Consider the following 26,514-nt stretch of genomic DNA (forward strand, 5'->3'; position numbering starts at 1 on the left):
GCCCATGTCCGCCACCTTGTGCGCCGCCCCCGCGCCGCCCATGTCCGCCACCTCGTGCGCCGTCCCAGCCCGCTCCAGCCAGAGCGCCGCCGTGCCGTTCGGGGCAAGCCGGGCGGACGGCCAGTCGGGATCAGGTGGCACCTCGGTGTCTCGCCTCGTGCCGTCGGGCTCCACGCGCACGTGCACGCGCCGTTCGGGGTCCACGAGCCGGGCCGGGCAGCCGGCCAGTACGGCGGCACCGCGTACGAGTGCCTCCACACCGGCCCTGGACTCGGCCAGACGGTCGAAGTAGGCGATGACCCGGACCGCCGCACCGGCATCCGGATCGAGCGCGGTCAGGCGCCCGGCCAGCTCTTTCATAGGCACATGGTGCGGCATGCGGCCGCCGAGCGGGCCCCGAATGCCGGTGGCTGCCCGAGCGCACTGCCCCGGCCCGCGCCGGTGGCAGGCCGCGGAGGGACGGTCGGCAGACCCTTGCGGCAGGAGGGGGAGTCGGGTCAGGGCGAGCTGCGTGCACCCGCCCGGCCTGCCGGACTCCCCGCCCGTCACACGCTCAGCAACCTCCGCAGCCAGTCCACATGCGCCGCCCGCGCCGACTGGGAGAGCGCCGCCTGAGGTGCGAAGCCGTCGAAGCCGTGGAAGCCGCCGGGCCAGACGTGCAGCTCGGCCACGCCGCCGGCCTGCCAGATGCGGGAGGCGTAGGCGACGACCTCGTCGCGGAAGGTCTCCGCGGAGCCGACGTCGAGGAACGCCGGGGGCAGCCCGGTCAGGTCCTCGGCACGGGCCGGTGCCGCGTACGCCGGTACGTCGGGGCCGCCGCGCCGCGAGCCCAGCAGCGCTGTCCAGCCGGTCTCGTTGGCGGTGCGGTCCCACACCCCGAGGCCCGCCATCTGGTACGTCGACGGCGTGTCGTTGCGGTCGTCGAGCATCGGGCACAGCAGGACCTGCCCGATCGGCTGCGGCCCCTTGCGGTCACGCGTGAGCAGGGCCAGGGCCGCGCACAGCCCGCCGCCCGCGCTGGCACCCGCGATGACGATCCGCTCGGGGTCGGCACCGAGCTCGACGGCGTGGTCCGCCGTCCACAGCAGCCCGGCGTACACGTCCTCGATCGGCGCGGGATACGGATGCTCCGGCGCCAGCCGGTACTCCACGGACACCACGACCGCGTCCAGCGCCTGCGCCCACGCCAGCGGGACGTCGACGCCTACGCGGTTGTTGCCGATGACCATGCCGCCGCCGTGCACGTGGTAGATGACGGGCCGCGCCCCGGCACTCGCCGGAGCGGTCGGCCGGCAGATCAGCAGCGAGATGTCGGGCTCGCCCTGCGGCCCGGGCACCTTCCGGTCCTCCACCTCGAACGTCCCGCCCATCGTCAGGTCCAGATCGGCCAGCAGCTGTATGCCCGGGCCCTGGCGCACCTCGGCGATCTCGTCCAGGGTGAGACCCGGGCTGATCATGTCCTTGATCAGTTCCAGGGCTCCGGCGAGTTCCGGGTCGAACGGGGGCGGAACATGCGTCATGACGTCTCCTCACGCGAGGTTGCGGCTCGTGCGGCCATGGTCGGTCCCGCCGCCCCGACCGCGGACTCCGCCGTGCGGCGGAACCTGCCCGCCGCACGGCGGGTGGCGCACCAGTGCCGGGCGAGGGCCACGGCCGTGAGCGCCGCGACCAGCGCGCACACCCCGAGCCAGCCGAGGTGGCCGTATGCACGCGTGCCCAGCCAGGAGCCGACGGCGCCACCAAGATACGCGCAGGTCATATAGGCGGTGGTGAGGCGGCTGCGCACCTCCGCGCGCAGTCCCTGGATCCGGACCGTGTTGGCGACCATCCCGGACTGCATGCCGACGTCGAGCAGTAGCGTGCCCACGACCAGGGCCGCCACCCCCGCCGCACTGCCGACACCGCCCAGCGCCAGCACGGCGGCCGAGACGCCCACGACCAGGAAGCACACCCGGTTGACCGCGTCCGGCCCCCGCCGGTCGACCTGGCGCCCCGCGACCGGCGTGCACACCATGGTCACCGCGTTGACCAGGGCGAGCAGCCCCACGGCCCCCGCACCCATGCCGTACACCGGACCGGTGAGCAGCAGCGCGACACCCGTCCACACCGCGGAGAACCCCGCGAACACCAGGGCCTGGTACAGGCACGAGCGGCGCAGACCGGGCTCCGTGCGCAGCAGCCGCAGCGGCTCGGCCAGGAGCGCGAAGTAGCCCTGGGAGGAGGGCGGGGACGTCAGCGGAAGCAGGCGCGCCGCCAGTGCGGCCACCGCCAGGGACAGCACGGCGGCCAGGACGTACGGTGCCCGCCAGCCCAGCCAGTCGCCGAGCGCGCCGCCGACGGTGCGCGACAGCAGCATGCCCGCGAGGGAGCCGCTCAGCAGGGTGCCGCCGGTGACACCGCGCCGCTCCTTGGGCACCAGACCGGCCGCCAGTGGCCCGGCGAGCGGTGCCGCCACCGTCGTCACCCCCACCAGGGCACTGGCGCCGGCCAGCGGCACCAGCCCCGGCGCGGCGCTCGCCGCGAACAGCCCGAGGCCGGTCAGCGTGAGCAGCGTGACCAGCAGCGGGCGGTACGGGAGGCGGTCGCCGAGCGGGACGAGCAGGCAGATCCCGGCCGCGTAGCCGAACTGCGTCGCGGTGACGACGCCGGCGGCCGCGTCGGGCGAGACGTGCAGCCCGGACGCGATCAGCGGGCTGAGGGCCTGGGGGAAGTAGACATTGCCCACGGCCGCGCCGCAGACGAGTGCCAGGGCGAGGATCACCCGGGGACTGGCGCCCGGGTGCGCTGTAGGCTGCCGGTGATCGTGATCCGTCATGGACCGAAGTCCACGCCATGGCCGGGCGGTTGCCAAAGGATGTAGCGGGGGCCTTAATGATCAGCTTCCGGCTCGACGCCGCGGACCTCGCCGACACCCGCTTCGCGATCTCGCCCCTGCGCGAGGTGATGGGCAGCCTCCGCGCCCTGCGCGCCCCGGCCCTCTACCCCCTGCACGTCCGGTGGCGCGCCGCCGTCCTGCAGAAGCTCGACCCGGGCGACGCCCGGCTGCTCGCGGCCCTGGTCGGGGACACCCTGGCCCTGCCCGACTTCCTGACCCCCAGGCCGGCGTCCTTCGCGCCCACTCTCGACGAGCAGCTGACCGTCGTACGCGCCACACCCGCGCAGACCGTACGGCGTGACCTGCTCGCCGCCCACGCGCCCAGGCCCCTGCCGGCTGCCCTCCGGTCGGTCACCGCGCCCGGTGACGCTCCCGTCGCGGAGCTGCTGGAGGAGCTGTGCGAACTCCTGCGCCGGTATTGGGAGTCGGCGCTGCTGCCGTCCTGGCCCCGGATACGGCTCGTGCTGGAGGCCGACATCACCCACCGGGCACGGCAACTGGCCACCGGCGGCGCCCGGCTGCTCTTCGCCGACCTGCACCGCAATCTGCGCTGGGACGACGGCGTCCTGCGCGTCGACCGGATGCGCGGACACCACCACGTGGACGGCTCCGGACGCGGACTGCGCCTGGTGCCGTCGCTGTTCGCGCACCAGCCGGCGCCCCCGGTCAGCGCCGCCGAACCGCCGATGCTCGCCTACCCCGGCCGGGGCGCCGCCACCCTGTGGGAGCCGCAGCCCGAGCCGGACGCCCCCGCCCTGACGGCCCTGCTCGGCGCGCCCCGCAGCACGCTGCTGCGGCTGCTGGCCGAGCCCCTGCCGACGGTGGAGCTGGCCCGGCGCCTCGGGGTGACCCCGAGCGCCGTGTCCCAGCACCTGCGCGTCCTGCACGCGACGGGCCTGGTCACCCGCGCCCGCGACGGCCGCCGCGTCCTGTACCGGCGCAGCCCGCTGGGGGAGCAGCTGGCTCAGCACGGCACGGCCTGAACACTCAGCGGCTCGCCGTGCCCGAGCGAGCCGGAGCGGACCCCGATGCCGGCCCGCTGCGCGAGACGACGCGCATGCCGCCGCCGTCGACGACCCGGACCTGGAGCGAGCCGCATCCGCAGCGCGTCCACTCCGTGCGGCCCGTCGCGGTGGTGTGCCGGGACAGCACCTGGAACGGCTCGCCTCCGTCCGGCCAGCCGCAGTGCGGGCAGACGGTGCAGGTGGTGCTGATCATGTCTTGACTCCTCGTACGTCATGGCTGGTTGACCGTCGCGACACAGCCAGGGTGCGTCGGGGTCTCCTTACACGTCCAGGTTGACTTTGTGGACGTCATTGTGAAGCGTGGACTTCATGATTGACCTGCGCCGGCTGCACGTCCTGAGGGCGGTCTCCCACTACGGCACGGTCACCGCGGCCGCCCGAGCCCTGCACTTCACCCCGTCCGCCGCCTCCCAGCAGATCCGGCAGCTCGCCCGTGACCTGGGCGTCGACCTGCTGGAGCCGCAGGGACGCGGGGTCCGCCTCACTTCGGCCGCCGAGAGCCTGCTCGCGCACGCCGACGCCATCCAGGCCCGCTGGGACCAGGCGGAACTCGACCTGCGGGCCGACCACGGGGCACCGTCCGGGGTGCTGCGGGTGACGGGCTTCCCCGTGGCCATCTCGGTGCTGCTGGCGCCGATGGCGGCCAGGCTGGGGGAGCGGCACCCGCGGCTGTCCGTACGGATCACCGAGGCGGGCGTCCCGGAGAGCTTCGACCTCCTCTTCGAGGGTGACATCGACCTGGCGATCGTCGAGTCCACCCCGCACAACCCGCCGCTGAGCGACACGCGGTTCGACCAGCAGCCGTTGCTCGACGACCCGTTCGACCTGGTCGTCCCCGACGGGCACCGGCTGGCCGGACGGGCCCGGGTGGATCTCGCGGAGGCGGCCCACGAGCCGTGGATCGCTCCGGTGGAGGAGAGCGCCTGCCGCCCGCACGTCATGTCCGCCTGCGGCGCGGCCGGTTTCACCCCCGACGTCGTCCATCACGCCCTGGACTGGAACGTCGCAGCCCACCTCGTCGCCCACGGGCTCGGCGTCGCCCTCATCCCCCGCCTCGCGCATCTGACGCCACATCTCCCGATCACCCGCGTGCGCTGCGAAGGCGACCCTCACCGCAAGCTCCTGACCTGCACCCGCGGCGGCGGCCACGCCCGCCCGGCGGTGGCGACGGCCCTCCGGGAACTACGGGAACTGGCTCCCACGGCAGTCGCCTGAAGCGCTGAGCAACTCAGGGCCGCCCGGGCGCCCCCACCCGCAGCGCGTCCATGACGAGGTCCAGCAGGCGAGTGGCGCGTGATTGCCAGTCGGTGTGGGGGGCGATCGTCCAGAGGCCGCCGACGCACAGGAAGAGGTCGTCCGCGGTGATTCCCGGGCGGATGGTGCCGGCCTTCTCGTTGGCGCGGAGGAGGAGTTCGGCGGCCTCGGTCAGCGGGGTGGGGGTCGGCTTCGCCGGCTTCCCCGGCGCGCCGGTGGCCTGGCGGATCGCGTCGGCCAGACCGGCCTTCGTCATGGCGAACTGCGCGCAACGGTCCAGCCATTCACGCAGCGCCTGGTCGGGTTCCCGGCTCTCCAGCAGCGGTGCCGCGGTGTCGGCGACCTGCTGCATCTCGTGCCGGTAGATCTCCATGACGAGCGCCTCACGGCTGGGGAAGTGGCGGTAGAAGGTCCCCTGCCCGACGCCCGCCTTCTTGGCGATCGCACTCAGCGGAGCGTCCGCCGCACGCGTCAGTTCCACCAGCGCCACTTCCAGGATGCGTTCGCGGTTGCGTTGCGCGTCCGAGCGCAGAGGAGCGTCCTTCTTCTGCGGCACCTTCTCCGGCACTCGCCCTCCTCGCGGTCCTTGGCCGAAACCCGGCCCTTGTTAAGCGGACAGTTGTCCGTTACGTTTCCGGGTAACGGACAGCTGTCCGCTTGCTCCATCGTATCGGCGGGACGCCCGTGCGGACAGCCCGCGACGGCCCGTGCCGCGGCAGACCTGCCCCGCATCCCGCACCGCCACGAACCGGCTCCCGCCCCCCACGACTCCTGCCTGCTGACCTTCCGACGTGAGAAAGAAGGCTTCCATGCCACCATCGACGTCCAGCGACCTCACCCTGTCCGTCAACGGCGAGAAGTACACGCTGACCGTCGACCACCGCACCACCCTGCTCGACGCCCTGCGCGAGCGCCTCGACCTGACCGGCACGAAGAAGGGCTGCGACCAGGGCCAGTGCGGTGCCTGCACGGTCCTGGTCGACGGCCGCCGGGCCGTGTCCTGTCTCCAGCTCGCCGTGGCGGCCGAGGGGCGTGAGATCACCACCATCGAGGGCGTGGCCGAAGGCGATCAACTGCACCCGGTGCAGCAGGCGTTCCTCGACCTCGACGGATTCCAGTGCGGTTACTGCACGCCGGGGCAGATCTGCTCGGCCATCGCCCTGATCGAGGAGCACGCGGCGGGCTGGCCCAGCGCCGCCACCGACGACCTACGGCCCGAGGCGGGACCACCACCGCTGACCCCTGGGGAGATCCGGGAGCGGATGAGCGGCAACCTGTGCCGCTGCGGCGCCTACGTGTCGATCGTCCAGGCCGTGGCCCGCGCCGCCGAGGCCAAGGGGGCGGCGGCATGAGGGAGTTCGGCTACCAGCGCGCGTACGACGTCTCCGGCGCGGTGGCGCTGCTCGACGGTGACGGGGAAGCCCGTTTCCTGGGCGGCGGCACCAACCTCGTCGACCTGATGAAGACCGGCGTCGAGCGGCCCGCCCGGTTGGTCGACGTCCGCGACCTGCCCCTGGACCACATCGAGCCGACCGGCGACGGCGGCCTGCGCATCGGTGCGACCGTCACCAACAGCGACCTCGCCGCGCACCCCGAAGTCCGGCGCCGCTACCCGGCGTTGGCGCAGGCGGTGCTGGCCGGCGCCTCCGGGCAGCTGCGCAACATGGCCACCGTCGGCGGGAACCTGCTCCAGCGCACCCGCTGCGGCTACTTCGCCGACGTCACCTCCGCCTGCAACAAACGCAACCCCGGCAGCGGTTGTCCCGCCATCACCGGTGAGCATCACAATCACGCCATCCTGGGTGCCTCCGACCACTGCGTGGCCACGCACCCCTCCGACATGGGCGTGGCGCTCGCCGCGTTCGACGCCGTCGTGTCGTACGAAACGGCGGACGGGCCGGGGGAGTTGCCGCTCGCCGACTTCTATCTGCCGGTGGGGGAGACCCCGCACCTGGAGACGGCCCTGCCGCCGGGTGCGCTGATCACCGGCGTCACCCTGCCGCCCACCCCGGTCGCCGCCAACTCCCGCTACCGCAAGGTGCGCGAGCGCGCCTCGTACGCCTTCGCCATCGGTTCGATCGCCGCCGCGCTCGACGTCGAGGACGGCGCCGTACGGGATGTCCGCCTGGCCTTCGGAGCGGTCGCGTCCCGCCCCTGGCGGGCCCGCGCGGCCGAACGCGCCCTGCTCGGCGCACCGGCCGACGCCGAGAACTTCGCGGCCGCCGCGGACGCCGAACTCGCTCACGCGAAACCGCTGCCCCACAACGGATACAAGGTGACCCTGATGCGCAACCTCGTCGTGGCCGTGCTGAGCGAACTCGCCGAGGAGGCCACCCGATGACCACCGCCGCCAAAGGCTCCGTCGGCACCGCGCACACCCGTGTGGAAGGCCGCGACAAGGTCACGGGAGCCGCCCGCTACGCCGCCGAGATCCCCTTCGCCGAACTCGCCCACGGCTGGCTGGTCCTGTCCACCGTCGCCCGCGGCCGTATCCGCGCCCTGGACACCGAGGCCGTGCTCAGGATGCCCGGTGTGATCACGGTGCTCCACCATCACAACGCCCCGCGCGTCGACAGCGACTACATCGGCCTGCTCGGCGTTCCGCCGGACCCGAGCGTCGCCCTCTTCCAGCACGACCGGGTGATCCACATGGGCTGGCCGGTGGCGCTGGTCGTCGCCGAGACGTCCGAGCAGGCCAGGGAGGCCGCCGAGGCCCTCGTCGTGACGTACGACCAGGAGCCCCACGACGTCGCGTTCTCCGCCGAGCGGCAGACCGAGGCGTATCCGGTCGACGGCCATGCGCCGGGTGTGGTGGAGAAGGGCGACCTGGAGGCCCAACTCGCCTCCTCCGCCGTCGTGGTGGACGCGGAGTACACCACTCCGGAGGAGCACCACAACCCGATGGAGCCGCACGCCGCGACGGCCCTGTGGGAGGGCGGCCGGCTGGAGGTCGTCGACTCCAACCAGGGCACCACCTGGATCGCCGGGGAGCTCGCCAACCTGTTCTCCCTCGACCCGGCCTCCGTACGGGTGCGCTCGGAGCACGTCGGCGGCGGCTTCGGCAGCAAGGGCACCCGTGCGCACCAGGTGGCCGCCGTGATGGCCGCGACCGTGCTGCAACGGCCGGTCAGGGTCGTCATGACCCGCCGGCAGATGTTCTCGCTCGCCGGCTACCGCAGCCCCACGGCCCAGCGGGTCAGGCTCGGCGCCGACGCGGACGGGCGGCTGCGCGCCCTGGAGCACCAGTCCCTGAACCTGACCTCGACCGTGCACGAGTTCGTGGAGCCGAGCGCCGCCGCGAGCCGGGCGATGTACGACGCCGACGCGCATCACACGACCAGCCGGGTCATGCGGCTCGACGTGCCGACCCCGACCTGGATGCGCGCCCCCGGGGAGGCGCCCGGCTCGTTCGCGCTGGAGTCGGCGCTCGACGAGCTCGCCGAGCGGTGCGGCATCGACCCGATCGAACTGCGCCTGCGCAACGAGCCCGCGGTCGGCCCGGTGTCCGGGCTGCCGTTCAGCAGCCGCAACCTGATCGCCTGCTTCCGGGAAGGCGCCCGCAGGTTCGGCTGGGCCGACCGGGACCCGCGGCCCGGCGTGCGCCGCGACGGCCGCTGGCTGCTCGGCACCGGCACCGCCGCCGCCTCCTTCCCCGCGGGAGCCATGCCCTCCACGGCGGCCGTCACCGCGGAGGCGGACGGCACCTTCACGGTGGGGATCAACGCTGCGGACATCGGCACCGGCGCGCGGACCGCGCTCACCCTGGTCGCCGCCGACGCGCTGGGAGTGCCGACGGACCGCGTCCGGGTGCGCATCGGGGACAGCGACCTCGGTCCGGCGATCATCGCCGGCGGCTCGATGGGCACCCGCTCCTGGGCCTGGGCCGTCACGACCGCCGCCGAGGAGCTGCGGCAGAGCCTCGCGCCGGGCGCCGACATCCCGCCGGAGGGCATCACCGTACGGTCGAACACGGCCGAGGCCATCGGAGCCCTCGCCCGGAAGGAACGGCACTCCTTCGGCGCGCAGTTCGCCGAGGTCGCCGTCGACCCGGCCACCGGCGAGGTCCGGGTGCGCCGCATGCTGGGCATCTTCGCGGCCGGCCGGATCGTCAACCCGCTCACCGCCCGCAACCAGCTCGTCGGCGGCATGATCTGGGGCATCTCGATGGCCCTGCACGAGGAAGCCGTCCGGGACCGGGCCACGGGCGGTCTCTACGGCGCCGACCTCGCGGGCTACCACGTCGCCGCGCACGCCGACATCCCGCACGTCGAGGCCGACTGGGTCGACGACCCCGACCCGGACGACCCGGTCGGCATCAAGGGCATCGGCGAGATCGGCATCGTGGGCGCCGCCGCGGCGGTCGCCAACGCCGTCTGGCACGCCACCGGCGTCCGCCACCGCCACCTGCCCATCCGCCCCGACCGTGTCCTGATGGCGGGCGGCGATGCTTGACCTCGCCGGGCACCTGCACGAGTGGGTCGAGGAGGGCCGGGACTTCGCCGTCGCCACGGTCGTCGCCGTCGGCGGCAGCGCCCCGCGCCCTCCCGGCGCCGCCCTGGCCGTCTCCGCCGACGGCACGGCCATCGGCTCGGTCTCCGGCGGGTGCGTGGAGGGCGCGGTGTACGACTTGTGCCTCCAGGTCCTCCAGGACGGGAAGACGCGTGTCGAGCGGTTCGGCTACAGCGACGAGGACGCCTTCGCGGTCGGACTGACCTGCGGCGGAACCATCGACATCATGATCACCCCGTTCGAGGCCGGCCGGACGGAGGCCGCCGCACTGTCGGCCGCTCTGTCTGCCGCCGCCCGCGGTGAGCCGGTGGCGCTCGCCCGAGTGGTCCACGGTCCGGCCGGCCTCCTCGGCCGGGCGGTGCTCGTACGCCCGAGCGAAGCGAGATGGGGGTCCCCCCGGACGGAGTCCGGGGGAGGCACGCACGAGGGCGGCCTCGGCGGCGATCCGGACCTGGACCGCACGGCGATCGCCCAGGCCCGCGCCCTGCTGGATGCCGGCCGCACCGGCACGATCCAGATCTCCGCGAGCGGAGCGAGATGGGGGTCCCCCCGGACGGAGTCCGGGGGAGGCTCGCACTGCCCGGGCGGACTCACCCTGCTCGTCGAGTCGGCCGTCCCACCGCCCCGGATGATCGTCTTCGGCGCGATCGACTTCGCCGCCGCCCTCGTACGGGCGGGCAAGTTCCTCGGCTACCACGTCACGGTGTGCGACGCCCGCCCCGTCTTCGCGACCCGGGTCCGCTTCCCCGAGGCCGACGAGATCGTCGTCGACTGGCCCCACCGCTACCTCGCGAGCACGGACACCGACGGGCGCACGGTGCTGTGCGTGCTCACCCATGACGCCAAGTTCGACATCCCCCTGCTGACCGAAGCCCTGCGGCTGCCGGTCGCCTATGTCGGCGCCATGGGCTCCCGCCGCACCCACGAGGACCGCGACCGGCGGCTTCGGGAAGCGGGCCTGAGCGAGCGCGAGCTGGCCCGGCTCCGGTCACCCATCGGCCTCGACCTGGGCGCCCGTACGCCCGAGGAGACCGCCCTGTCCATCGCGGCGGAGATCGTCGCCGCGAGGCACGGCGGCACGGGCCGGCCGCTCACCGGATCGGACACCCCGATCCACCGGGACGAGCGGGTGGCCGGACAGCTGCCGCAACCGGTCTGAGCCTCGACACGCCGGAGGGGCCGCGGCCGGTGACGGCTTCGGCCCCTCCTCGGTACCCCAAGAGCGGATCAGGCAGCGGCCGACTCCGTGGCGTGGCCGTGCAGACGGGCGATGACCTCGGTCAGCTGCTCGGCGACCTCGGCGTCGTCGGCCGGGTGCGTCTCGGCGAAGCGGGTCATCGAGCCGGGGATGGACAGCTTGACGTCCTCGAGCACCTTGCCGCCGGCCACGCCCACGGACTTGCGGGTCTCGTCGTGCGCCCAGACACCGCCGTACTGGCCGAACGCGGTGCCGACCACGGCGACCGGCTTGCCGCTGAGGGCACCGGCGCCGAACGGACGGGACAGCCAGTCGATGGCGTTCTTCAGGACGGCCGGGATGGTGCCGTTGTACTCGGGCGTGAACAGGATCAGGCCGTCGGCGGCGGAGGCGGCCTCGCGCAGCCGCGCGGCGGCGGCCGGAACGCTGCCCTCGACGTCGATGTCCTCGTTGTAGAAGGGGATCTCGGCCAGCCCCTCGAACAGCTCCACCTCGGCACCCTCGGGTGCCAGCTTGACGGCGGCCTCGGCGAGCTGGCGGTTGTGCGAACCGGCACGAAGGCTGCCGACGAGGGCGACGATACGAACAGACATGGTGACTCCCACGTAGTGAAGAACGGCACCGAAACACTGCCGTTACGATCCGGACCGGGGTCCGTTTAATGTTCTAGCATCCTAACCGGACCGCGGTCCAGTTTTGTTCCCGATGCTTTACGCTGGCTTCATGTCCGCCGTCCCGCCGCCCTTCCCGACGCCCCAGGAGTCCGTCGACCACTCCGAGCTGCTCCAGCTCGGCACCGCCCTGGGGCCCGACGAGCCGTGCCTGCGGGCCGACGCCGCGCGCAACCGTGCCCGGCTGCTGGAAGCCGCCGCGCGGCTGGTGGCGGAGCGCGGCGCGGACGCCGTCACGATGGAGGCGGTGGCCGCCGAGGCCCGTGTGGGCAAGGGCACGGTCTTCCGCCGGTTCGGCGACCGCACCGGTCTGCTGACGGCGCTGCTCGATCACTCCGAGAAGAAGTTCCAGGCCGCGTTCCTGTCCGGGCCGCCGCCGCTCGGACCCGGGGCGCCGCCCGTCGAGCGCCTCCGGGCGTTCGGCTGCGCGATGCTGCGCCGCTCCACCGACGAACTGGAGCTGCAACTGGCGGCCGAGCCGGGCGCCAGCCGCCGCTTCACCGCCCCGCCCCGCCGGGTGCTGCGCCACCACGTGGCCATGCTGCTGCGGCAGGTCGTCCCGGAAGCGGACTGCGAACTGCTCTCCCACACCCTGATGGGCCAGCTCGACCCGGCCCTGATCCACCATCTGACCAGGCAGTGCGGGATACCCCTGGCCCGCCTGGAGGACGCCTGGGTCGACCTCGTGAACCGGGTGACGGGCACGGCCCCGGCCCGCTGAGGCCCGCCCGCTGATCTCCGTGACCGCTCACGGCTCCCTCACAACTCCCCCGCCTGAAGGGCGCATTGGGGCTTCTGCCAAGATGCCGTACGTCATGGTGCAGATACCTAAAACGCCCGCGCCCCCGTCCCCCGCGCCGTCGCGCTCCGTGCCCACGAGCGCCGACGTGGCCCGCCTGGCCGGCGTCTCGCGCGCGACCGTCTCCTACGTCCTCAACAACACCAGCGCCGTACGGATCAGCGAGCCCACGCGCCGCCGGGTCCACGAGGCCGCGAAGGAACTCGGGTACGTCCCGCACGCGGCGGCCCGCAGCCTGCGCGCCGGGCACAGCCGTATGGTCCTGATCCCCGCGCCGACCTTCCCCGTCGGCCCGCTCTACAGCCGCTTCCTCAGCGACCTCCAGGGTGCGCTCGGCAGCCTGGACTACACGGTCGTGCAGTACGGCACCGGCGGCCCGCACGGCGACGAAGCCGCCCGCGCCTGGGCCGAGTTGCGACCCGTGGCCGTGCTCGTGCCCGGTTCCGGGCTCGGCCCGCGCGGAGTGACGGTGCTCAAGCGCTCGGGGGCGCGGGCCGTGGTCACCCTCGGCCCCGAGACCATCGAGGGCGCACACGCCCTGCTCATGGACCACGACGTGGTCGGCCACTGCGCGGGCTCTCACCTCTACGACCGCGGCAGGCGCCGCATCGGCGTCGTCGTCCCGCGGGAACCGGGCCTCGAGGCGTTCTCCGCGCCCAGGCTCGACGGGGTACGCCAATCCCTGCGGGGCACCGACGCCACCGTGACCGAACTGCCCCTGCCGTACGAGGAGGAGGCCGCCGCGCGCCTCGCCGCCCGCTGGCGGAGCCTCGGCCTGGACGCCGTGTTCACCTACAACGACGAGTACGCGATGCTGCTGATGCGGGCCCTCCAGGACGAGGGCATCCGCATCCCCGAGGAGACGGCCTTGATCGGTGCCGACGATCTGATGCTCGGGCGGCTGCTGCGGCCGCGGCTCAGCACCGTCCGCCTGGAACTGCCCTCCGGCCGTGACCTCGCCGGACTGGTCGACCGCGCCGTGCGCAAGCCCGGGACCGAGCCCGAGACGCACAAGGTGCTGGGCGCCACGGTGCTGCATCGCGAGTCGAGCTGACGCGACTCCGTAGCGGTTGGTCCGGATGGCACGGCCGGAGCAGAGGGCGATCGGCCGCTCGCCGTCCTCCGGCATGACTAAGATGTTGCATGCTCAACAAAATGGGGGCGCGTACGAACGTGGGCCGTCGGCACGCACGGCTGCGGCCCGGTCAGCGCGTCCCGCCCTATGACCGCCGAACCGGCCGCGCACGCACGGGAGTTCCGCCCACCCCATCAGCCGGTGACCGATCGATCGGAGAGCCGTCATGCCGTTGCTCGACACCAGGACCTGGCAGCCCCAGACCCTGACGGGGCCCGGGTACACCGTCACCGAACCCGCCACCGGCCAAGCCCTCGGCACCCTCGCCCTCGCCACCCCCGAGGACGTCGGCGCCGCCGCAGGGAGGGCCGCCGCCGCCCAACTCGAGTGGGCCCGCACCCCGCACTTCGCCCGGGCCGCCGTGCTCCGCAAGGCAGGCGACCTGTTCACGGCACACGCCGCCGAACTGCGCGAATGGCTCGTTCGCGAATCCGGCTCCGTCCCCGGCAAGGCCGACTTCGAACTGCACGTCGCCGCCCAGGAGTGCTACGAGGCCGCCGCGCTCGCCTCCCGCCCGGCCGGCCAGGTCCTGCCCAGCGAGGCGCCGCGCCTGTCGTACACGCGCCGCGTCCCGGCCGGTGTGGTGGGCGTGATCTCCCCGTTCAACGCCCCGCTGATCCTGTCCATCCGCTCCGTCGCCCCGGCCCTGGCCCTCGGCAACGCGGTCGTCCTGAAGCCCGACCCTCGCACCGCCGTGTGCGGAGGGCTGTCCCTCGCCGCGGTCTTCGCCGCCGCGGGCCTGCCGCAGGACCTGCTGCACGTGCTCCCCGGCGGCCCCGAGGCCGGACAGGCCCTGGTCGCCGACCCGCGCGTGCCCGTCATCTCCTTCACCGGCTCCACCCCCGCCGGGCGGGCGGTGGGCGAGGCCGCCGGCCGTCACCTGAAGCGGGCCCACCTGGAACTCGGCGGCAACTCGGCCATGATCGTGCTGGCGGACGCCGATCTCGACGCGGTGATCTCCACCGCCGCCTGGGGCTCGTTCTTCCACCAGGGCCAGATCTGCATGACGACCGGACGCCACCTGGTGCACGCGTCCCTGTACGACGAGTACGTCGAGCGGCTCGCCGCCAAGGCCGACTCACTCGCCGTCGGCGACCCGTTCCGCGAACACGTCCACCTGGGCCCGATCATCGACTCGGGCCAACTCGCCAAGATCAGCGGCCTGGTCGAGTCCAGCAGGGCCGCGGGCGCCAAGCTCGCCGCGGGCGGCACGCACGACCGGCTCTTCTACCGGCCCACGGTCCTCGCCCACGTCGACGACCGCACCCCGGCCTACGCGGAGGAGGTCTTCGGCCCCGTCGCGCCCGTACGCTCCTTCACCACCGCCGACGAGGCGGCGGCCCTGGCCGCGCAGAGCCCCTACGGACTCTCCCTGGGCATCGTCACCCGCGACACGGCCCGCGGCCTGGACCTCGCCGAGCGCATACCGACCGGCATCGTCCACATCAACGACCAGACCGTCAACGACGAGGCCGTGGCGCCCTTCGGCGGAGTGGCCGCCTCCGGCACCGGCGCCCGCTTCGGCGGCGAGGCCAACCTGGAGGCCTTCACCGAACTGCGCTGGACGACGGTACGCGGAGACGTGGCCCCGTATCCCTACTAGGAGGGTGTCCGCTAGCCCGCCTGCTGGCCCTCCTGGGCCTGCTGCTCGGCGATCGCCTTGCGGACCTCGTCCATGTCGAGGTTCCGGGCCTGCCCGATGACGTCCGTCAGGGCGGCCTCGGGCAGGGCGCCCGGCTGGGCGAACACGGCGACCTGGTCACGGACGATCATCAGCGTGGGAATCGACTGGATACCGAAGGCCGCGGCCAGCTCCGGCTGCGCCTCGGTGTCCACCTTGCCGAACACGAGGTCCGGGTTCTCCTCCGCCGCCTTCTCGTACACCGGGGCGAACTGCTTGCACGGCCCGCACCAGGACGCCCAGAAGTCGATCAGGACGAACTCGTTGTCCGTGACCGTCTGGTCGAAGTTCTCCTTGGTGAGCTCCACGGTGCTGCTCATGGCGTAAATCCCTCTTCCTGGTGTGGGGTCAAGCCGTCGGCACAACACGGCCGACCGGACACGTATTCCGCGCCCCTACCCATGTGGCCAGGGCGCACACCACCCACCAGACTGACCCCATGACGGAAACGGAAACCAACGCGTACGACGTCGTGGTGCTCGGGGCCGGGCCCGTGGGAGAGAACGTCGCCGACCGCACCCGTGCGGCCGGTCTGACCACCGCGGTCGTGGAGAGCGAACTGGTCGGCGGCGAATGCTCGTACTGGGCGTGCATGCCCAGCAAAGCCCTGCTGCGGCCGGTCATCGCCCGCGCGGACGCCCGCCGCGTGCCGGGCCTGAGCCAGTCGGTCCAGGGACCCCTCGACGCCTCCGCGGTCCTCGCCCACCGCGACTACTACACCTCCGACTGGAAGGACGACGGGCAGGTCGGATGGCTCGACGGCATCGGCGCCGACCTGTACCGCGGTCACGGTCGCCTGACCGGCCCGCGCACGGTGACGGTCACCGGCCCGGACGGCGGTGAGCGCGTCCTGACCGCCCGGCACGCCGTCGCCGTCTGCACCGGCAGCCGCGCCGCCCTGCCCGGGCTGCCCGGACTGGACGAGGTCCGGCCGTGGACCAGCCGGGAGGCCACCAGCGCCAAGGACGTGCCCGGCCGCCTGATCGTGGTCGGCGGCGGCGTCGTCGCCACCGAGATGGCCACCGTCTGGCAGGCCCTCGGCTCGAAGGTCACCATGCTGGTGCGCGGCAAGGGCCTGCTGCCCCGGATGGAGCCCTTCGCCGGGGAACTCGTCGCCGAGGCGCTCACCGAGGCCGGCGCGGACGTCCGCACCGGCACCTCGGTGGAATCGGTGACCCGCGAGAACGGCGGCGTCGTGGCCGTCACGGACAACGGCGACCGCATCGAGGCCGACGAGATCCTCTTCGCGACCGGCCGCGCGCCGCGCACCGACGACCTCGGCCTGGAGACGATCGGCTTGGAACCCGGCTCCTGGCTCGACGTCGACGACAGCCTCCGCGTCACCGGCCACGACTGGCTGTACGCGGTCGGCGACGTCAACCAGCGCGCTCTCCTCACCCACCAGGGCAAGTACCAGGCCCGTATCGCGGGCGCCGCCATCGCCGCGCGGGCCACCGGCGAGACGCTCCTCGCCGAGCCGTGGGGCGTGCATGCCGCGACCGCCGACCACGCCGCCGTCCCCCAGGTCGTCTTCACCGACCCGGAGGCGGCGGCCGTCGGCCTGTCACTCGCGGAGGCCGAGCAGGCGGGGCATCGCGTGAAGGCAGTCGACGTGGACCTGTCCACCGTGGCGGGCGCGGGCCTGTTCGCCGACGGCTACAAGGGCCGCGCCCGCATGGTCGTCGACCTGGAGGACGAGATCCTGCGCGGTGTGACCCTCGTCGGTCCCGGCGTCGGCGAGCTCATCCACTCCGCCACGATCGCCGTCGCCGGCCAGGTCCCGGTCGGCCGCCTGTGGCACGCCGTCCCCTCGTACCCGACGATCAGCGAGGTGTGGCTGCGGCTGCTGGAGGCCTATCGCGACGCCTGACCTCCGGATCGTCCGGCCCCGGGGTGGTCCCGCCAGGCGCGGGACGGCCCCGGGCTTCCGGTGACCGGCCGGGACCCGGCAAGGTCACGCGCGCGCACCACGACAGGTCACGCGCGCGAGGGCGCCACGACAGGTCACGCGTGCGCGGGCACCACCAGCTCCCGGTAGTCGTCGCTCCACAGGTCCTCCTCGGCCTCCGGCAGCAGCAGCACCGGTCCGGCCGCAGCGCGTCGACGGCGCCCTCGTCGTGCGTGACCATGACGATCGCGCCCGGATACGTGCCCACCGCGGCCAGGATCTCGGCCCGGGAGGCCGGGTCGAGGTTGTTGGTGGGCTCGTCCAGAAGCAGCACGTTCGCGCCCGAGTGCACCAGGCCGGCCAGGGCGAGCCGGGTCTTCTCGCCGCCGGAGAGGACACCGACGCGCTTGCCGGCGTCGTCGCCGGAGAACAGGAACGAGCCCAGGACCTGGCGGACTTCCCCGTCGGTGAGGTGCGGGGCGGCACCTGCCAGATGCTCACGGACCGTCATCTCCGGGTCCAGGGTGTCGTGTTCCTGGGCGAAGTAGCCGAGGCGCAGCCCGTGCCCGTGGACCACCCGGCCGCCGTCCGGCGTGTCCTGCCCGGCGAGGATCCACAACAGGGTCGTCTTTCCGGCGCCGTTGGGCCCGAGCACCACCAGACGGCTGCCTCGGTCGACGGCGAGGTCGACGCCGCGAAGGACGTGCTGACCGCCGTACGACCTGGTCATGCTGACGGCGCCGAGCGGGATCCGGCCACAGGGCGCCGGCTCGGGCAGCCGGATCCTGGCCGTCTTCTCGGCGCGCCGGGCCGGTTCCAGGTCCGCGAGCATCCGGTCGGCACGGCGGGCCATGTTCCGCGCGGCCACCGCGGTCGCCACCCGGGCCCGCATCTTGTCAGCCTGGGCGTGCGACGCGGCCGCCTTGCGCTCGGCGTTGGCCCGCTCGCGGGCCCGTCGCCGCTCGTCGGCGTCCCGCTGGGCCAGGTACTCCTCCCAGCCGGTGTTGTGGACGTCGAGCGCGGCACGCCCCGGGTGGAGGTGGAAGACCCGGTTCACGGTGCCGGCCAGCAGGGACGTGTCGTGGCTGATCATCACGAGCCCGCCCTGGTGGCTGTTGAGGAACCCGCGCAGCCAGGCGACCGAGTCCGCGTCCAGATGGTTCGTCGGCTCGTCCAGCAGCAGCGTGCCGTGCCCGGCGAACAGGATGCGGGCCAGCTCGACGCGCCGTCGCTGATCGCCCGACAGGGCGCGCAGCGGCCGGTCCATCAGCCCCGCCGGCAGTCCCACTCCGGCGGCGACCCGGGCGGCCTCCGCCTCAGCCGCGTAGCCGCCGCGTGCCTGGAACTCGGCCTCGGCCCGCACATAGGCGTTCATCGACCGCTCACTCCCGTCGGTCATCGCGGCCTCGGCGCGTCGCAGCGCCCGTACAGCGTGGTCCAGGCCGCGCGCGGACAGGATCCGGCCGGTGACGGTGACCTACTGGTCGGCCGCGCGCGAGTCCTGCGGGAGATGGCCGATGCCACCGGTGCGGGCGACGGTCCCGGCGGCGGGCCGCAAGGTGCCCGCCAGGGTGTGCAACAGGGTCGTCTTTCCCGCGCCGATGGGGGTACCTCCCTGCTCGAGCGAAGCCGAGAGCTTGGGGGAGGCCGACCAGGCCGATGCGGTCGCCGGGGGAGACGTGGAAGGAGACGCCGGACAGCAGCAGACGCGCGCCCACGCGCACGTCGACGTCACGAACGGTGATCACGAGAAAACGCTCCGAACAAGCAAGAGGACACACGGGTGGCGTGGAAGCGGGTCCTCTTGCTAGGAAATTCGGGGCGTAGACATGGACGTCACGGCAACGGGAGGCGCCCCGCCGGGCGCCTCCCCGTTTTCCCTGCTCTAGGGCAGCTCGAAGCCGAGTGCCCGCGCGGCCTCCTCCGGCGTCGGCTGAGCCCAGCGCTCCGTCACCGCCTGGTTGGACGACAGCGAACGCGACTCGGCCCGGTCCAGATACAGGACCCCGTCGAGATGGTCCGTCTCGTGCTGCACGATCCGCGCGGGCCAGCCCGTGAACACCTCGTCCAGCGCGTGCCCGTGCTCGTCCTGCCCGGTCAGGCGCACCTCGGCGGGCCGCGCCACCACCGCCTGCCAGCCCGGCACGCTCAGACAGCCCTCGAAGAACGCGACCCGCGTGCCGCCGACGGGCTCGTAGGCGGGATTTACCAGCACCCGGAACGGCTGCGGCACCCGCCCGCGCGCCTGCCGCACCTCCTCCGGCACCGGCGTCAGGTCCTCGATCACGGCGATCCTCAGCTCCACCCCGACCTGCGGCGCCGCCAGGCCCACTCCCGGCGCCGCGCGCATGGTGACCCGCAGGGCCTCGACGAACCGGGCCAGCAGCGCGGGCGCCAGCTGACCGTCATACGGCTCGGTGCCGCGCCGCAGCACCGGATCGCCGGCCGCGACGATGGCCAACGGGCCGCCGCCCGCGAGGAGTTCCTCGACCCGCTCGGCCAGGGGTGCGCGATCGCTCGGAGTTCCCATCGCGTCAGGATGACACGGCACCCTCCCCCCTCACGTGACGCACATCACACACCCTCTCCGGGAACTGGACGCCCCACCGCCCCGACTACTGCACCGCACAGGCCGACGACCGCACTGCGACGGCCAAGAAGACGTCCCTCGGGAGAAGCCCGCCGATGACCACCGCCCCCTCGACCACCACKGACGAGGCCCCACAACCACCCTCATCCCCGGCACCGTCGAAGAACGCCTGGGCCCCACTGCGCCCGCTGATCCTCCGCCTGCACTTCTACGCCGGGGTGCTGGTGGCCCCTTTCCTCCTCGTCGCCGCCGTCACCGGCCTGCTGTACGCCGCCTCCTTCCAGGCCGAGAAGATCGTGTACGACCACGAACTGACCGTCCCCGCAGGCGAGCGGAAGCTGCCGATCAGCGAGCAGGTGGCCGCCGCACGCAAGGCCCACCCCGAGGGCACGATCTCGGCCGTACGCCCCTCACCCGAGGCGGACGCCACGACCAGGGTGCTGCTGTCCGGTGTCCCGGGTGTCGACGAGGGGCACACGCTCGCCGTGTTCGTCGACCCGTACACCGCGAAGGTGCGCGGCTCCCTGGAACAGTACGGCTCGACCGGCGCGCTGCCGCTGCGCACCTGGATCGACGAGTTCCACCGGGACCTGCACCTCGGTGAATCAGGCCGGCTGTACAGCGAACTGGCGGCCAGCTGGCTGTGGGTGATCTCGGCCGGCGGACTCGTGCTGTGGTTCTCCCGCCGCCGTGCACAGCGCAAGGTGCGGGGGACGGACGGCCGGCGCCGCACGTTGGGACTGCACGGCAGTATCGGCGTGTGGGCGGCGGCCGGGTTCTTCTTCCTCTCGGCGACCGGCCTGACCTGGTCGGCCTACGCCGGGGCCACCATCGACGAGTTGCGGACCTCGCTGGGGCAGGCCACCCCGTCGGTGTCGGCGTCGGAGGGCGGTGAACACGCCGGCCACGGCTCCGCCGCCGGGCAGGCGGGGGACGCCGCGCACGGGGTGGGCCTGGACAAGGTCCTGGCCGCGGCCCGGTCCGAGGGCCTGGGCGACCCGGTGGAGATCGTGCCGCCGGCGGACGCGAAGTCGGCGTACGTCGTCAAGCAGGTGCAGCGCAGCTGGCCCGAGAAGCAGGACTCCGTCGCCGTCGACCCGGCCGGTGGCGAGGTCATGGACGTGGTGCGGTTCGCCGACTACCCGGTGCTCGCGAAGCTCACCCGGTGGGGCATCGACCTGCACACCGGCGTCCTGTTCGGACTGGCCAACCAGATCGCCCTGATGCTGCTCGCGCTCTGTCTGATCCTGCTGATCGTGTGGGGCTACCGCATGTGGTGGCAGCGCGGACGCGGCACCGCCTTCGGCCGCCCGGTCCCGCGCGGCGCCTGGCAGCAGGTGCCGCCGCAGATCCTGGTACCGCTGCTGGCGGGGATCGCCGTACTCGGCTGTTTCCTGCCCCTGTTCGGCATCCCGCTGGCGGCCTTCCTGGCCGTCGACATCCTGCTGGGCGAGATCGCCTACCGGCGGGGACGGCGGACGTACGGAGCCGGGACGCCGGCGCGATAGCGGACCCGCCGGCGCACAAGTGCCCGGCTCCACAAGGAGCCGGGCACCTTCGGCCAGGTGTTGACGGTCAGCGCTGCTCGAAGTCACCGGCGAGCGCGGAGGCGATCCGCAGGTGCGACTCCGCCTCCTCGTGCCGGTTCTGCCGCTGGAGCGTGCGGCCGAGCATCAGCCGGGCGTAGTGCTCGACCGGGTCCCGCTCGACGATCGTCCGCAACTCGGCCTCCGCGCGCCGCAGTTGGGCCGAGTGGTAGTAGGAGCGCGCCAGCAGCAGCCGCGGCCCGGTCTGCTCGGGCACCTCCTCGACCAGCCCGCCCAGGACCCGCGCGGCGGCGGTGTAGTCCTTGGCGTCGAAGAACAGCTGCGCGCGCTCCCAGCGCTCCGCCGGTGTCCCGTGGGCGTAGTACGTGGCCTCGTTGGTCGTGTTCACTCGTGCCTCCTTCGAGGCCGACAACCGAACGGATTGGTTCAATATTCCACTACCGAGCAGACCGCTGCTCGGTGAGGGCGGCCGGTCGACGCGGGCGTCCGGGCGCGGCCCGAATGACGCGCGACGCGGGCCCTGCACCGGACCAGTGCCCCGGATGACGCGCGACGCGGGCCCTTGCACCGGACCAGTGCCCCGGCAGGCAACGTTCGCCCATCAAGGAGCGGCGTCCGGTGCGTGCTCTGGGGGTACCCCCTGCTCGAAGAGCTTGGGGGAGTGCCGGCCGGAAGTCCTCGTACTGGATGCACTTGGGCTTTCGGCCGGTGCGGCGAGTGGGGACACCTCCCACGCCCTTACGGCAGTGGGGGAGCGTGCCGGGCGTCGCGACGGGGCGAACGTTGCCTGCCGGGGCACTAGGTTGTGCGCCATGAGCGATCTTGAGCGCGAGGCGGCTCCCTCCCTGTCGCAAAAGGGGTGACTGTCGCTCATGATGTACGTGTCTCTCGGTCCGTGCCCGCGGAGCGCTTCGCCGGGGGCTGCCAGCCGCCGGTGACTTCCTTGACGGGCTTGTGGGGGAAGCGGCGCTGGGCGTATTCCTGCGCGTGCGAGCCCGGCAGGACGTAGAGGGTCTCCTTCTTGTTCTGGAGCGGTCGCAGGACGGTGTCCATGAAGGTCTTGCGGTCGTCCAGGTAGGGGCCCAGGACGTCCTCGCCGCCGGGGCAGACGGCCAGGCAGTAGCCGGACTTGTAGCCGGGGGGAGAGGTCAGGCTCTGCCACATGGAGGCGCTCTCGGAGTCGGTGACGCGGGAGCGGTAGTCGGCGGCGTCCTCGCTGTCGGCCACGGTCTGCGCCCAGTCGGTGAACCCGCTCATGAACTCCCGGTAGTTGTGCGTGGTGCAGGCCAGCGCGTCGAACGCCCCGTCCTTGGCGATGGCGCCGACCGGACAGGCGGCGACGCACAGCTTGCAGTCGATGCAGGGGTTGTAGTCCAGCGCCTGCCCGTACTCGCTCACCTCGGCGTCCACCAGGACGGTGACCAGCAGGATGAAGCTGCCGAACTTCGGGTGGATGACGTTGCGGTGCAGGCCCATCACGCCGAGCCCCGCGGCCACCGCGACGGTCTTGTGCGCCACCACCCAGATCCGCTCGCTGGGGAAGCGGTCCATTTCCTGGGGGAAGCCGACCGACGGATTGAGCGCGCGGTATCCGGCGTCCTGCAGGGCCTGGGTGACGCTGCGGGCGGCGTGGTTGGCCTGCTCGTCGGTCTGGTGGAACTCCTGGTTGGCCACGCTGCGGGCGGGGGAGCGGCAGTTGTCGCGGTTCATCCGGAACGCCATCGCGATCAGGGTGCGGGTGCCGGGCAGCGCGGACTGTGCGTGCTCGCGCTCACCGGCCAGGTCGGGGTGGTTCAGGCTGACCGCGGCGGCGTCGTCCGCACCGGCCGCCAGGCACAGTTCGCGCAGCCAGGCCGCGTCGATCACCGCCGGCGGGCTCGCGACGTCACCCGCCGCGCGCCGGGCGAGCACCGCCCGCACCGACGGGTGGGCCGCCAGCTTCGCCGGAAGCGGGGGATGAGTGGGTTGCCCCTCGGTGTCGCGCGCGGCAGTCATCCGTGCTCCTAGGGATGCGGGTGCGAGGCTCGCCACCACGGGCGAGAAACCGATCAGTTTCCCCACTGTAAACCGATCGGTTTCCGCGCGCAAGCCCGAGCGGCGAGCCTCTCCTTCGGACTGTCGATCAGGTTCCTCGGGGGCGTCGGCGGTCGATCGTCAGGCGATCAGGGCTCAGCCCGCGAGTCAGGCCGGGGTGCTGACCCTCGGCTGGCAACGGGCGTGGGGGATTCCATGGGAGTTGCTCGGTCGCCGGGGGTCGGCTGCGACTCGCCGAGCGCATCGCTCGCCATAGCTGCTCGTCGCGCGATGTGTCAGTGCATGTCCGCCGCATCGAGCAGGGCGGCCACGGTGGGGGCGATGAGCCCGGCCTGCGTGTCGGCTTTGATTCCCGCACGGGCGCTGGCGCCGTCGAAGACCAGGATCAGCTGCCGGGCCAGCAGGTCCGGGTCGCTCGCCCCGCCCTGTTCGGCCTCGGCGCGGAAGAAGGCTGTCAGGTTCTCCTTGACCCGATGGGCCACCCGGCTCGCGGGGTGGCTCGGGTCCTTGAGCTCGATCTGCACGACGAGGTACCGGCAGCCCTGGAAGTCGGGTGCACCCGCCTGCGCCTCCGCCTGTTCGAAGACGTGCAGGATCCGCTCGCGGGGTGGATGGTTGTCGTCCGCCGTGGGAAGGAGTGCCGTCACATAGGCGGAGGCGCGTTCCTCCAGGCTCGCCGCCAGCAGGTCGCCTTTGCTCTCGAACAGCTTGTACATGGAGCGCTTGGACACCCCCGCCGCCTTGCACAGTGCGTCGACACCGATGTTGACGCCGTCTCGGTAGGTGAGTGTGGCCGCTGCCTCCAGCAGTCGCTCTCGGGAGCTTGGCATTGCTTCGGTGGTCATGTTGCGAGGTTAACTCGATTCCGGCCCATTGGAAACCGATCAGTTTACGGAGAACGCTGCGAGAAAGCGGTAGAAGCCGGGCGGCGCCTTGATGGGGGTGGCGTCCGGACGTCGGCACCCCCATCGCGGTCTCCGGAATCGGTGCGCTCACCCTCCTTGCCGCGCTCTGTGCGCGCCAGGCATCGCTCGCCTGCCGCTGCTGTGAGCTGCTGTGACTTCCCCGGTGGTACCCCGATGGCCGGTGTGTCCACCGGCCTCGGAAATTCAGCCCACATCGTGCGTGCCCTCCACCGGCGATGATCGGAGTGCAGGGCATTTCTCGCCACGGTTGATTCAGGCTCAGTGGGCGATCACAGGCTCGCCCTCCGACGGCGCCAGAGCTGAATTCGGCATCAGGAACGCCGTGAGCACCGCACCGACCACGAAGATCCCGGCGCCCCACGCCAGGGTGGCCGTGTAGCTCTCGACCCCGGCCTGGGCCATGGTCAGTGCGCCTGGCTTGTGCGAGGACAGGTAGTCGGTCGCGGCCGATGAGGCAACGGTGGTCAGCAGCGCCGTACTGATCGAGCCGCCCACCTGCTGGCTGGTGTTGATCAGCGCCGAGGCGACGCCCGCGTCCTCGTGGTGCACGCCTGCGGTCGCACCCTGGAACGCGGTGGTCATCACTCCACCGATGCCGAGACCCAGCAGGATCATCCCCGGCATGATGTCAGCGACGTAGCCGCTGTCCAACGTGAGCCGGGTCAGCAGGGCCATGCCGGATGCGGAGACCAGGAAGCTGACACTGACCACTACCTTCGGGCCGACCTTGGGCAGCAGCAGCGAAGGCACCGTGGTCGACGAGGCAACGATGCCGCCGACCATCGGCAGGAAGGACAGACCGGCCTCGATCGGCGAGTAGCCGATGCTGGCCTCCAGGTAATAGGTCAGGAACAGGAAGATCGAGAACATCCCCATGCCCAGGACGAACACGGCCAGGAACGAACCGCCTCGGGTCCGGTCCAGCACGACTCGCAGCGGCAGCAGCGGATGCGCGACCCTGAGCTCCAGCCAGGCGAATACCGCGAGCAGCACCACGCCGCTGATCATGGAGCCGAGGGCGACCGGGTTGGTCCAACTGGTGGATTCGACGTGCGCGAATCCATAGACGATGCCGAACAGTGCGGCGCTCACCACGACGGTGCCAGGGATGTCGATTTTGGGTCGCTCGGTGACTGCGGGCTTGGCCAGCAACAGCAGCGCACCGGCCAGCGCGACGCCCGCGAAAATGACGTTCACGTACATCACCCAGCGCCACGACGCCCATTCGGTGAGCATGCCGCCGAGCAGGAGGCCGACCGCGGCGCCCGCACCGGACAACGCGCTGAAGATGCCGAAGGCTTTCGGCCTTTCGGCCGGCTGGGTGAAGGTCACGCTGAGCAGTGAGAGCGCCGCGGGCGCGAGCAGCGCGGCGAAGAGGCCCTGAGCCACGCGTGCCGCGACGAGTATTTCGAAGCTACCGGCCGCGCCGCCGACGACGGATGCGGCCGCGAAACCGATCAGGCCGGTCACGAAGGTCGTACGCCGGCCGAACAGGTCACCGAGTCGGCCTCCGAGCAGCAGCAGGCTGCCGAACGCCAAGGCGTACCCCGTGATGACCCACTGTCGGCTGCCGTCACTGAAACCGAGGTCATGCTGCGCTTCGGGCAGTGCGATGTTCACGACGGTCGCATCGAGCGTGACCATGAGCTGTGCCACGCCCAGCACGACGAGCACCCACCAGCGCACGGCATGTGAGCCGCGGCGGCCCGAGTCTGTTTTCCCGGAGGCGGGCGCCCCGCGGTCGAAGGTGGTACTCACTTTTCCCCTTAGTCGCTGGGCATGGGCCGACGATCGGTCGGAAACCGATCTGTTTCCACCTAGGAAAACAGATCGGTTTCCCAGGTGCAAGTGAACGGATCGCTTCTGGCCCGGGACTGCCCCGGCAGGGTCGGAGTCCGCGTAGGCCGACGGCGCTGCCTCGACAAGTGACTGGTTGCTCGGCGTCGCGGCACGGCTGTTCTGCCGACGGAGCGTCCATGTCGGCGCCGACAACTTGTGCCGTACCGCCAAGACCGCAGGACGCCCGGGCGTACTTGGCCGGTGGGTCGGCGGTCTACGGCGACGCCCCTGGACGCGCTCGGCTCGATGCTGCTGCCGCTGAAGGCCATCTTCAGCACGRCAGCCGTGGCGGCCGGGCCGCCGGTCGTCGGCCACCTGACCAGTCGCCCGACCGCCGCGGCGCGGCCGTAGCACCCCACTACGACCGGCCGACGAGAGGCCGTCACGCCGTTCCCCGTACGTCCGCGCTGACCCGCCTGCGCCTGCCGCTCGGGAAGGCTCTCGCACTGACCGCGCTGCCGACCTTCCTCGTCCTGGCGAGTCAGCGTCCGCCCGCGGTCGACACGAGCGCCACCGCGGCTCATTCCGCTCCCGAAGCGGAGC

At 72.5% G+C, this 26,514-nt stretch carries 23 protein-coding genes and 2 pseudogenes; 12 read left to right on the forward strand and 13 right to left on the reverse strand.

What is annotated here, in order from left to right:
• From CA983_RS15245 to CA983_RS15255, 3 genes and pseudogenes are all read right to left on the reverse strand, one after another.
• A pseudogene (locus CA983_RS15245) lies at positions 1 to 360 on the reverse strand (helix-turn-helix domain-containing protein); the annotation flags it as partial.
• Positions 361 to 545: 185 nt separating this feature from the next.
• Positions 546 to 1,520: an alpha/beta hydrolase gene (locus tag CA983_RS15250; protein WP_086601443.1), complete on the reverse strand. Its 975-nt coding sequence runs from the start codon at positions 1,518 to 1,520 to the stop codon at positions 546 to 548.
• A complete protein-coding gene (locus CA983_RS15255; protein WP_244206902.1) occupies positions 1,517 to 2,815 on the reverse strand; it encodes an MFS transporter in 1,299 nt (432 codons plus the stop codon). Before CA983_RS15255 ends, CA983_RS15250 begins: the two co-directional genes overlap by 4 nt.
• A gap of 56 nt (positions 2,816 to 2,871) precedes the next feature.
• Between CA983_RS15255 and CA983_RS15260 the strand changes: the two genes are divergently transcribed.
• A complete protein-coding gene (locus CA983_RS15260) occupies positions 2,872 to 3,858 on the forward strand; it encodes an ArsR/SmtB family transcription factor (protein ID WP_086601445.1) in 987 nt (328 codons plus the stop codon).
• A 4-nt stretch (positions 3,859 to 3,862) separates the two neighbouring features.
• On the opposite strand, the gene CA983_RS15265 is transcribed toward CA983_RS15260, so the two are convergent.
• Positions 3,863 to 4,093 carry a hypothetical protein gene (locus tag CA983_RS15265; protein WP_086601446.1) on the reverse strand — a complete coding sequence of 77 codons (231 nt, stop codon included), beginning with the start codon at positions 4,091 to 4,093 and terminating at the stop codon, positions 3,863 to 3,865.
• 116 nt (positions 4,094 to 4,209) lie between these two features.
• On the opposite strand from CA983_RS15265, the gene CA983_RS15270 reads away from it, so the two are divergent.
• The gene (locus tag CA983_RS15270) at positions 4,210 to 5,115 is read left to right on the forward strand and encodes a LysR family transcriptional regulator (protein ID WP_086601461.1); all 906 of its coding nucleotides are present in this window, start codon (positions 4,210 to 4,212) and stop codon (positions 5,113 to 5,115) included.
• A 13-nt stretch (positions 5,116 to 5,128) separates the two neighbouring features.
• Here CA983_RS15270 and CA983_RS15275 read toward each other — a convergent pair whose 3' ends face one another.
• Positions 5,129 to 5,710: a TetR/AcrR family transcriptional regulator gene (locus CA983_RS15275; RefSeq protein WP_086601462.1), complete on the reverse strand. Its 582-nt coding sequence runs from the start codon at positions 5,708 to 5,710 to the stop codon at positions 5,129 to 5,131.
• A gap of 253 nt (positions 5,711 to 5,963) precedes the next feature.
• On the opposite strand from CA983_RS15275, the gene CA983_RS15280 reads away from it, so the two are divergent.
• Genes CA983_RS15280 through CA983_RS15295 form a run of 4 tightly spaced genes read left to right on the forward strand, consistent with a single transcriptional unit; the run spans position 5,964 to position 10,822 of the window.
• Positions 5,964 to 6,506 (forward strand): 2Fe-2S iron-sulfur cluster-binding protein, encoded by a 543-nt coding sequence (locus tag CA983_RS15280; RefSeq protein ID WP_086601447.1) that lies wholly within the window; start codon positions 5,964 to 5,966, stop codon positions 6,504 to 6,506.
• Positions 6,503 to 7,495 carry an FAD binding domain-containing protein gene (locus CA983_RS15285; protein WP_086601448.1) on the forward strand — a complete coding sequence of 331 codons (993 nt, stop codon included), beginning with the start codon at positions 6,503 to 6,505 and terminating at the stop codon, positions 7,493 to 7,495. Before CA983_RS15280 ends, CA983_RS15285 begins: the two co-directional genes overlap by 4 nt.
• Positions 7,492 to 9,606 (forward strand): xanthine dehydrogenase family protein molybdopterin-binding subunit, encoded by a 2,115-nt coding sequence (locus tag CA983_RS15290; protein ID WP_086601449.1) that lies wholly within the window; start codon positions 7,492 to 7,494, stop codon positions 9,604 to 9,606. Before CA983_RS15285 ends, CA983_RS15290 begins: the two co-directional genes overlap by 4 nt.
• The gene (locus tag CA983_RS15295; protein ID WP_086601450.1) at positions 9,599 to 10,822 is read left to right on the forward strand and encodes an XdhC family protein; all 1,224 of its coding nucleotides are present in this window, start codon (positions 9,599 to 9,601) and stop codon (positions 10,820 to 10,822) included. Before CA983_RS15290 ends, CA983_RS15295 begins: the two co-directional genes overlap by 8 nt.
• A gap of 68 nt (positions 10,823 to 10,890) precedes the next feature.
• On the opposite strand, the gene CA983_RS15300 is transcribed toward CA983_RS15295, so the two are convergent.
• The gene (locus CA983_RS15300; protein WP_086601451.1) at positions 10,891 to 11,454 is read right to left on the reverse strand and encodes an NAD(P)H-dependent oxidoreductase; all 564 of its coding nucleotides are present in this window, start codon (positions 11,452 to 11,454) and stop codon (positions 10,891 to 10,893) included.
• 130 nt (positions 11,455 to 11,584) lie between these two features.
• Between CA983_RS15300 and CA983_RS15305 the strand changes: the two genes are divergently transcribed.
• From CA983_RS15305 to CA983_RS15315, 3 genes are all read left to right on the forward strand, one after another.
• Positions 11,585 to 12,253 (forward strand): TetR/AcrR family transcriptional regulator, encoded by a 669-nt coding sequence (locus CA983_RS15305; protein WP_086601463.1) that lies wholly within the window; start codon positions 11,585 to 11,587, stop codon positions 12,251 to 12,253.
• 82 nt (positions 12,254 to 12,335) lie between these two features.
• Entirely contained in the window at positions 12,336 to 13,385 is a 1,050-nt protein-coding gene (locus CA983_RS15310; protein WP_425276450.1) for a LacI family DNA-binding transcriptional regulator, read from the forward strand.
• 247 nt (positions 13,386 to 13,632) lie between these two features.
• On the forward strand, positions 13,633 to 15,069 hold the full coding sequence (locus tag CA983_RS15315; RefSeq protein ID WP_086601453.1) for a benzaldehyde dehydrogenase: 1,437 nt from the start codon (positions 13,633 to 13,635) through the stop codon (positions 15,067 to 15,069).
• Between the two features lie 11 nt (positions 15,070 to 15,080).
• Here the strand turns inward: CA983_RS15315 and trxA are convergent, their stop codons facing one another.
• Positions 15,081 to 15,467: a thioredoxin gene (gene trxA / locus CA983_RS15320; RefSeq protein ID WP_010043745.1), complete on the reverse strand. Its 387-nt coding sequence runs from the start codon at positions 15,465 to 15,467 to the stop codon at positions 15,081 to 15,083.
• Between the two features lie 119 nt (positions 15,468 to 15,586).
• Here trxA and CA983_RS15325 point away from each other — a divergent pair, with 119 nt between their 5' ends.
• Positions 15,587 to 17,017, forward strand: coding sequence for a dihydrolipoyl dehydrogenase family protein (locus CA983_RS15325; protein ID WP_086601454.1), 1,431 nt, complete (start codon positions 15,587 to 15,589; stop codon positions 17,015 to 17,017).
• A 134-nt stretch (positions 17,018 to 17,151) separates the two neighbouring features.
• Here the strand turns inward: CA983_RS15325 and CA983_RS15330 are convergent.
• Both CA983_RS15330 and CA983_RS15335 read right to left on the reverse strand, forming a co-directional pair.
• Positions 17,152 to 18,783: pseudogene (locus CA983_RS15330) on the reverse strand (ABC-F family ATP-binding cassette domain-containing protein).
• A 137-nt stretch (positions 18,784 to 18,920) separates the two neighbouring features.
• Positions 18,921 to 19,565: a peptide deformylase gene (locus tag CA983_RS15335; RefSeq protein WP_086601455.1), complete on the reverse strand. Its 645-nt coding sequence runs from the start codon at positions 19,563 to 19,565 to the stop codon at positions 18,921 to 18,923.
• Positions 19,566 to 19,720: 155 nt separating this feature from the next.
• Between CA983_RS15335 and CA983_RS15340 the strand changes: the two genes are divergently transcribed.
• A complete protein-coding gene (locus tag CA983_RS15340) occupies positions 19,721 to 21,133 on the forward strand; it encodes a PepSY-associated TM helix domain-containing protein (protein ID WP_086601456.1) in 1,413 nt (470 codons plus the stop codon).
• A gap of 67 nt (positions 21,134 to 21,200) precedes the next feature.
• Here CA983_RS15340 and CA983_RS15345 read toward each other — a convergent pair whose 3' ends face one another.
• From CA983_RS15345 to CA983_RS15360, 4 genes are all read right to left on the reverse strand, one after another.
• Positions 21,201 to 21,560, reverse strand: a complete 360-nt coding sequence (locus tag CA983_RS15345) for a tetratricopeptide repeat protein (protein ID WP_086601457.1) — start codon at positions 21,558 to 21,560, stop codon at positions 21,201 to 21,203.
• Positions 21,561 to 22,042: 482 nt separating this feature from the next.
• Complete coding sequence (locus tag CA983_RS15350) at positions 22,043 to 23,167, reverse strand: 4Fe-4S binding protein (protein ID WP_086601458.1); 1,125 nt, start codon at positions 23,165 to 23,167, stop codon at positions 22,043 to 22,045.
• 314 nt (positions 23,168 to 23,481) lie between these two features.
• Positions 23,482 to 24,051 carry a TetR/AcrR family transcriptional regulator gene (locus CA983_RS15355; RefSeq protein WP_086601459.1) on the reverse strand — a complete coding sequence of 190 codons (570 nt, stop codon included), beginning with the start codon at positions 24,049 to 24,051 and terminating at the stop codon, positions 23,482 to 23,484.
• A 339-nt stretch (positions 24,052 to 24,390) separates the two neighbouring features.
• Positions 24,391 to 25,890 carry an MFS transporter gene (locus CA983_RS15360; RefSeq protein ID WP_086601460.1) on the reverse strand — a complete coding sequence of 500 codons (1,500 nt, stop codon included), beginning with the start codon at positions 25,888 to 25,890 and terminating at the stop codon, positions 24,391 to 24,393.
• A gap of 282 nt (positions 25,891 to 26,172) precedes the next feature.
• Between CA983_RS15360 and CA983_RS46230 the strand changes: the two genes are divergently transcribed.
• The gene (locus CA983_RS46230) at positions 26,173 to 26,322 is read left to right on the forward strand and encodes a hypothetical protein (protein WP_158101865.1); all 150 of its coding nucleotides are present in this window, start codon (positions 26,173 to 26,175) and stop codon (positions 26,320 to 26,322) included.
• Positions 26,323 to 26,514: the final 192 nt, after the last annotated feature.

Origin of the sequence: Streptomyces swartbergensis, from assembly GCF_002148965.1 — a bacterium.
GTDB classification, from domain to species: domain Bacteria; phylum Actinomycetota; class Actinomycetes; order Streptomycetales; family Streptomycetaceae; genus Streptomyces; species Streptomyces swartbergensis.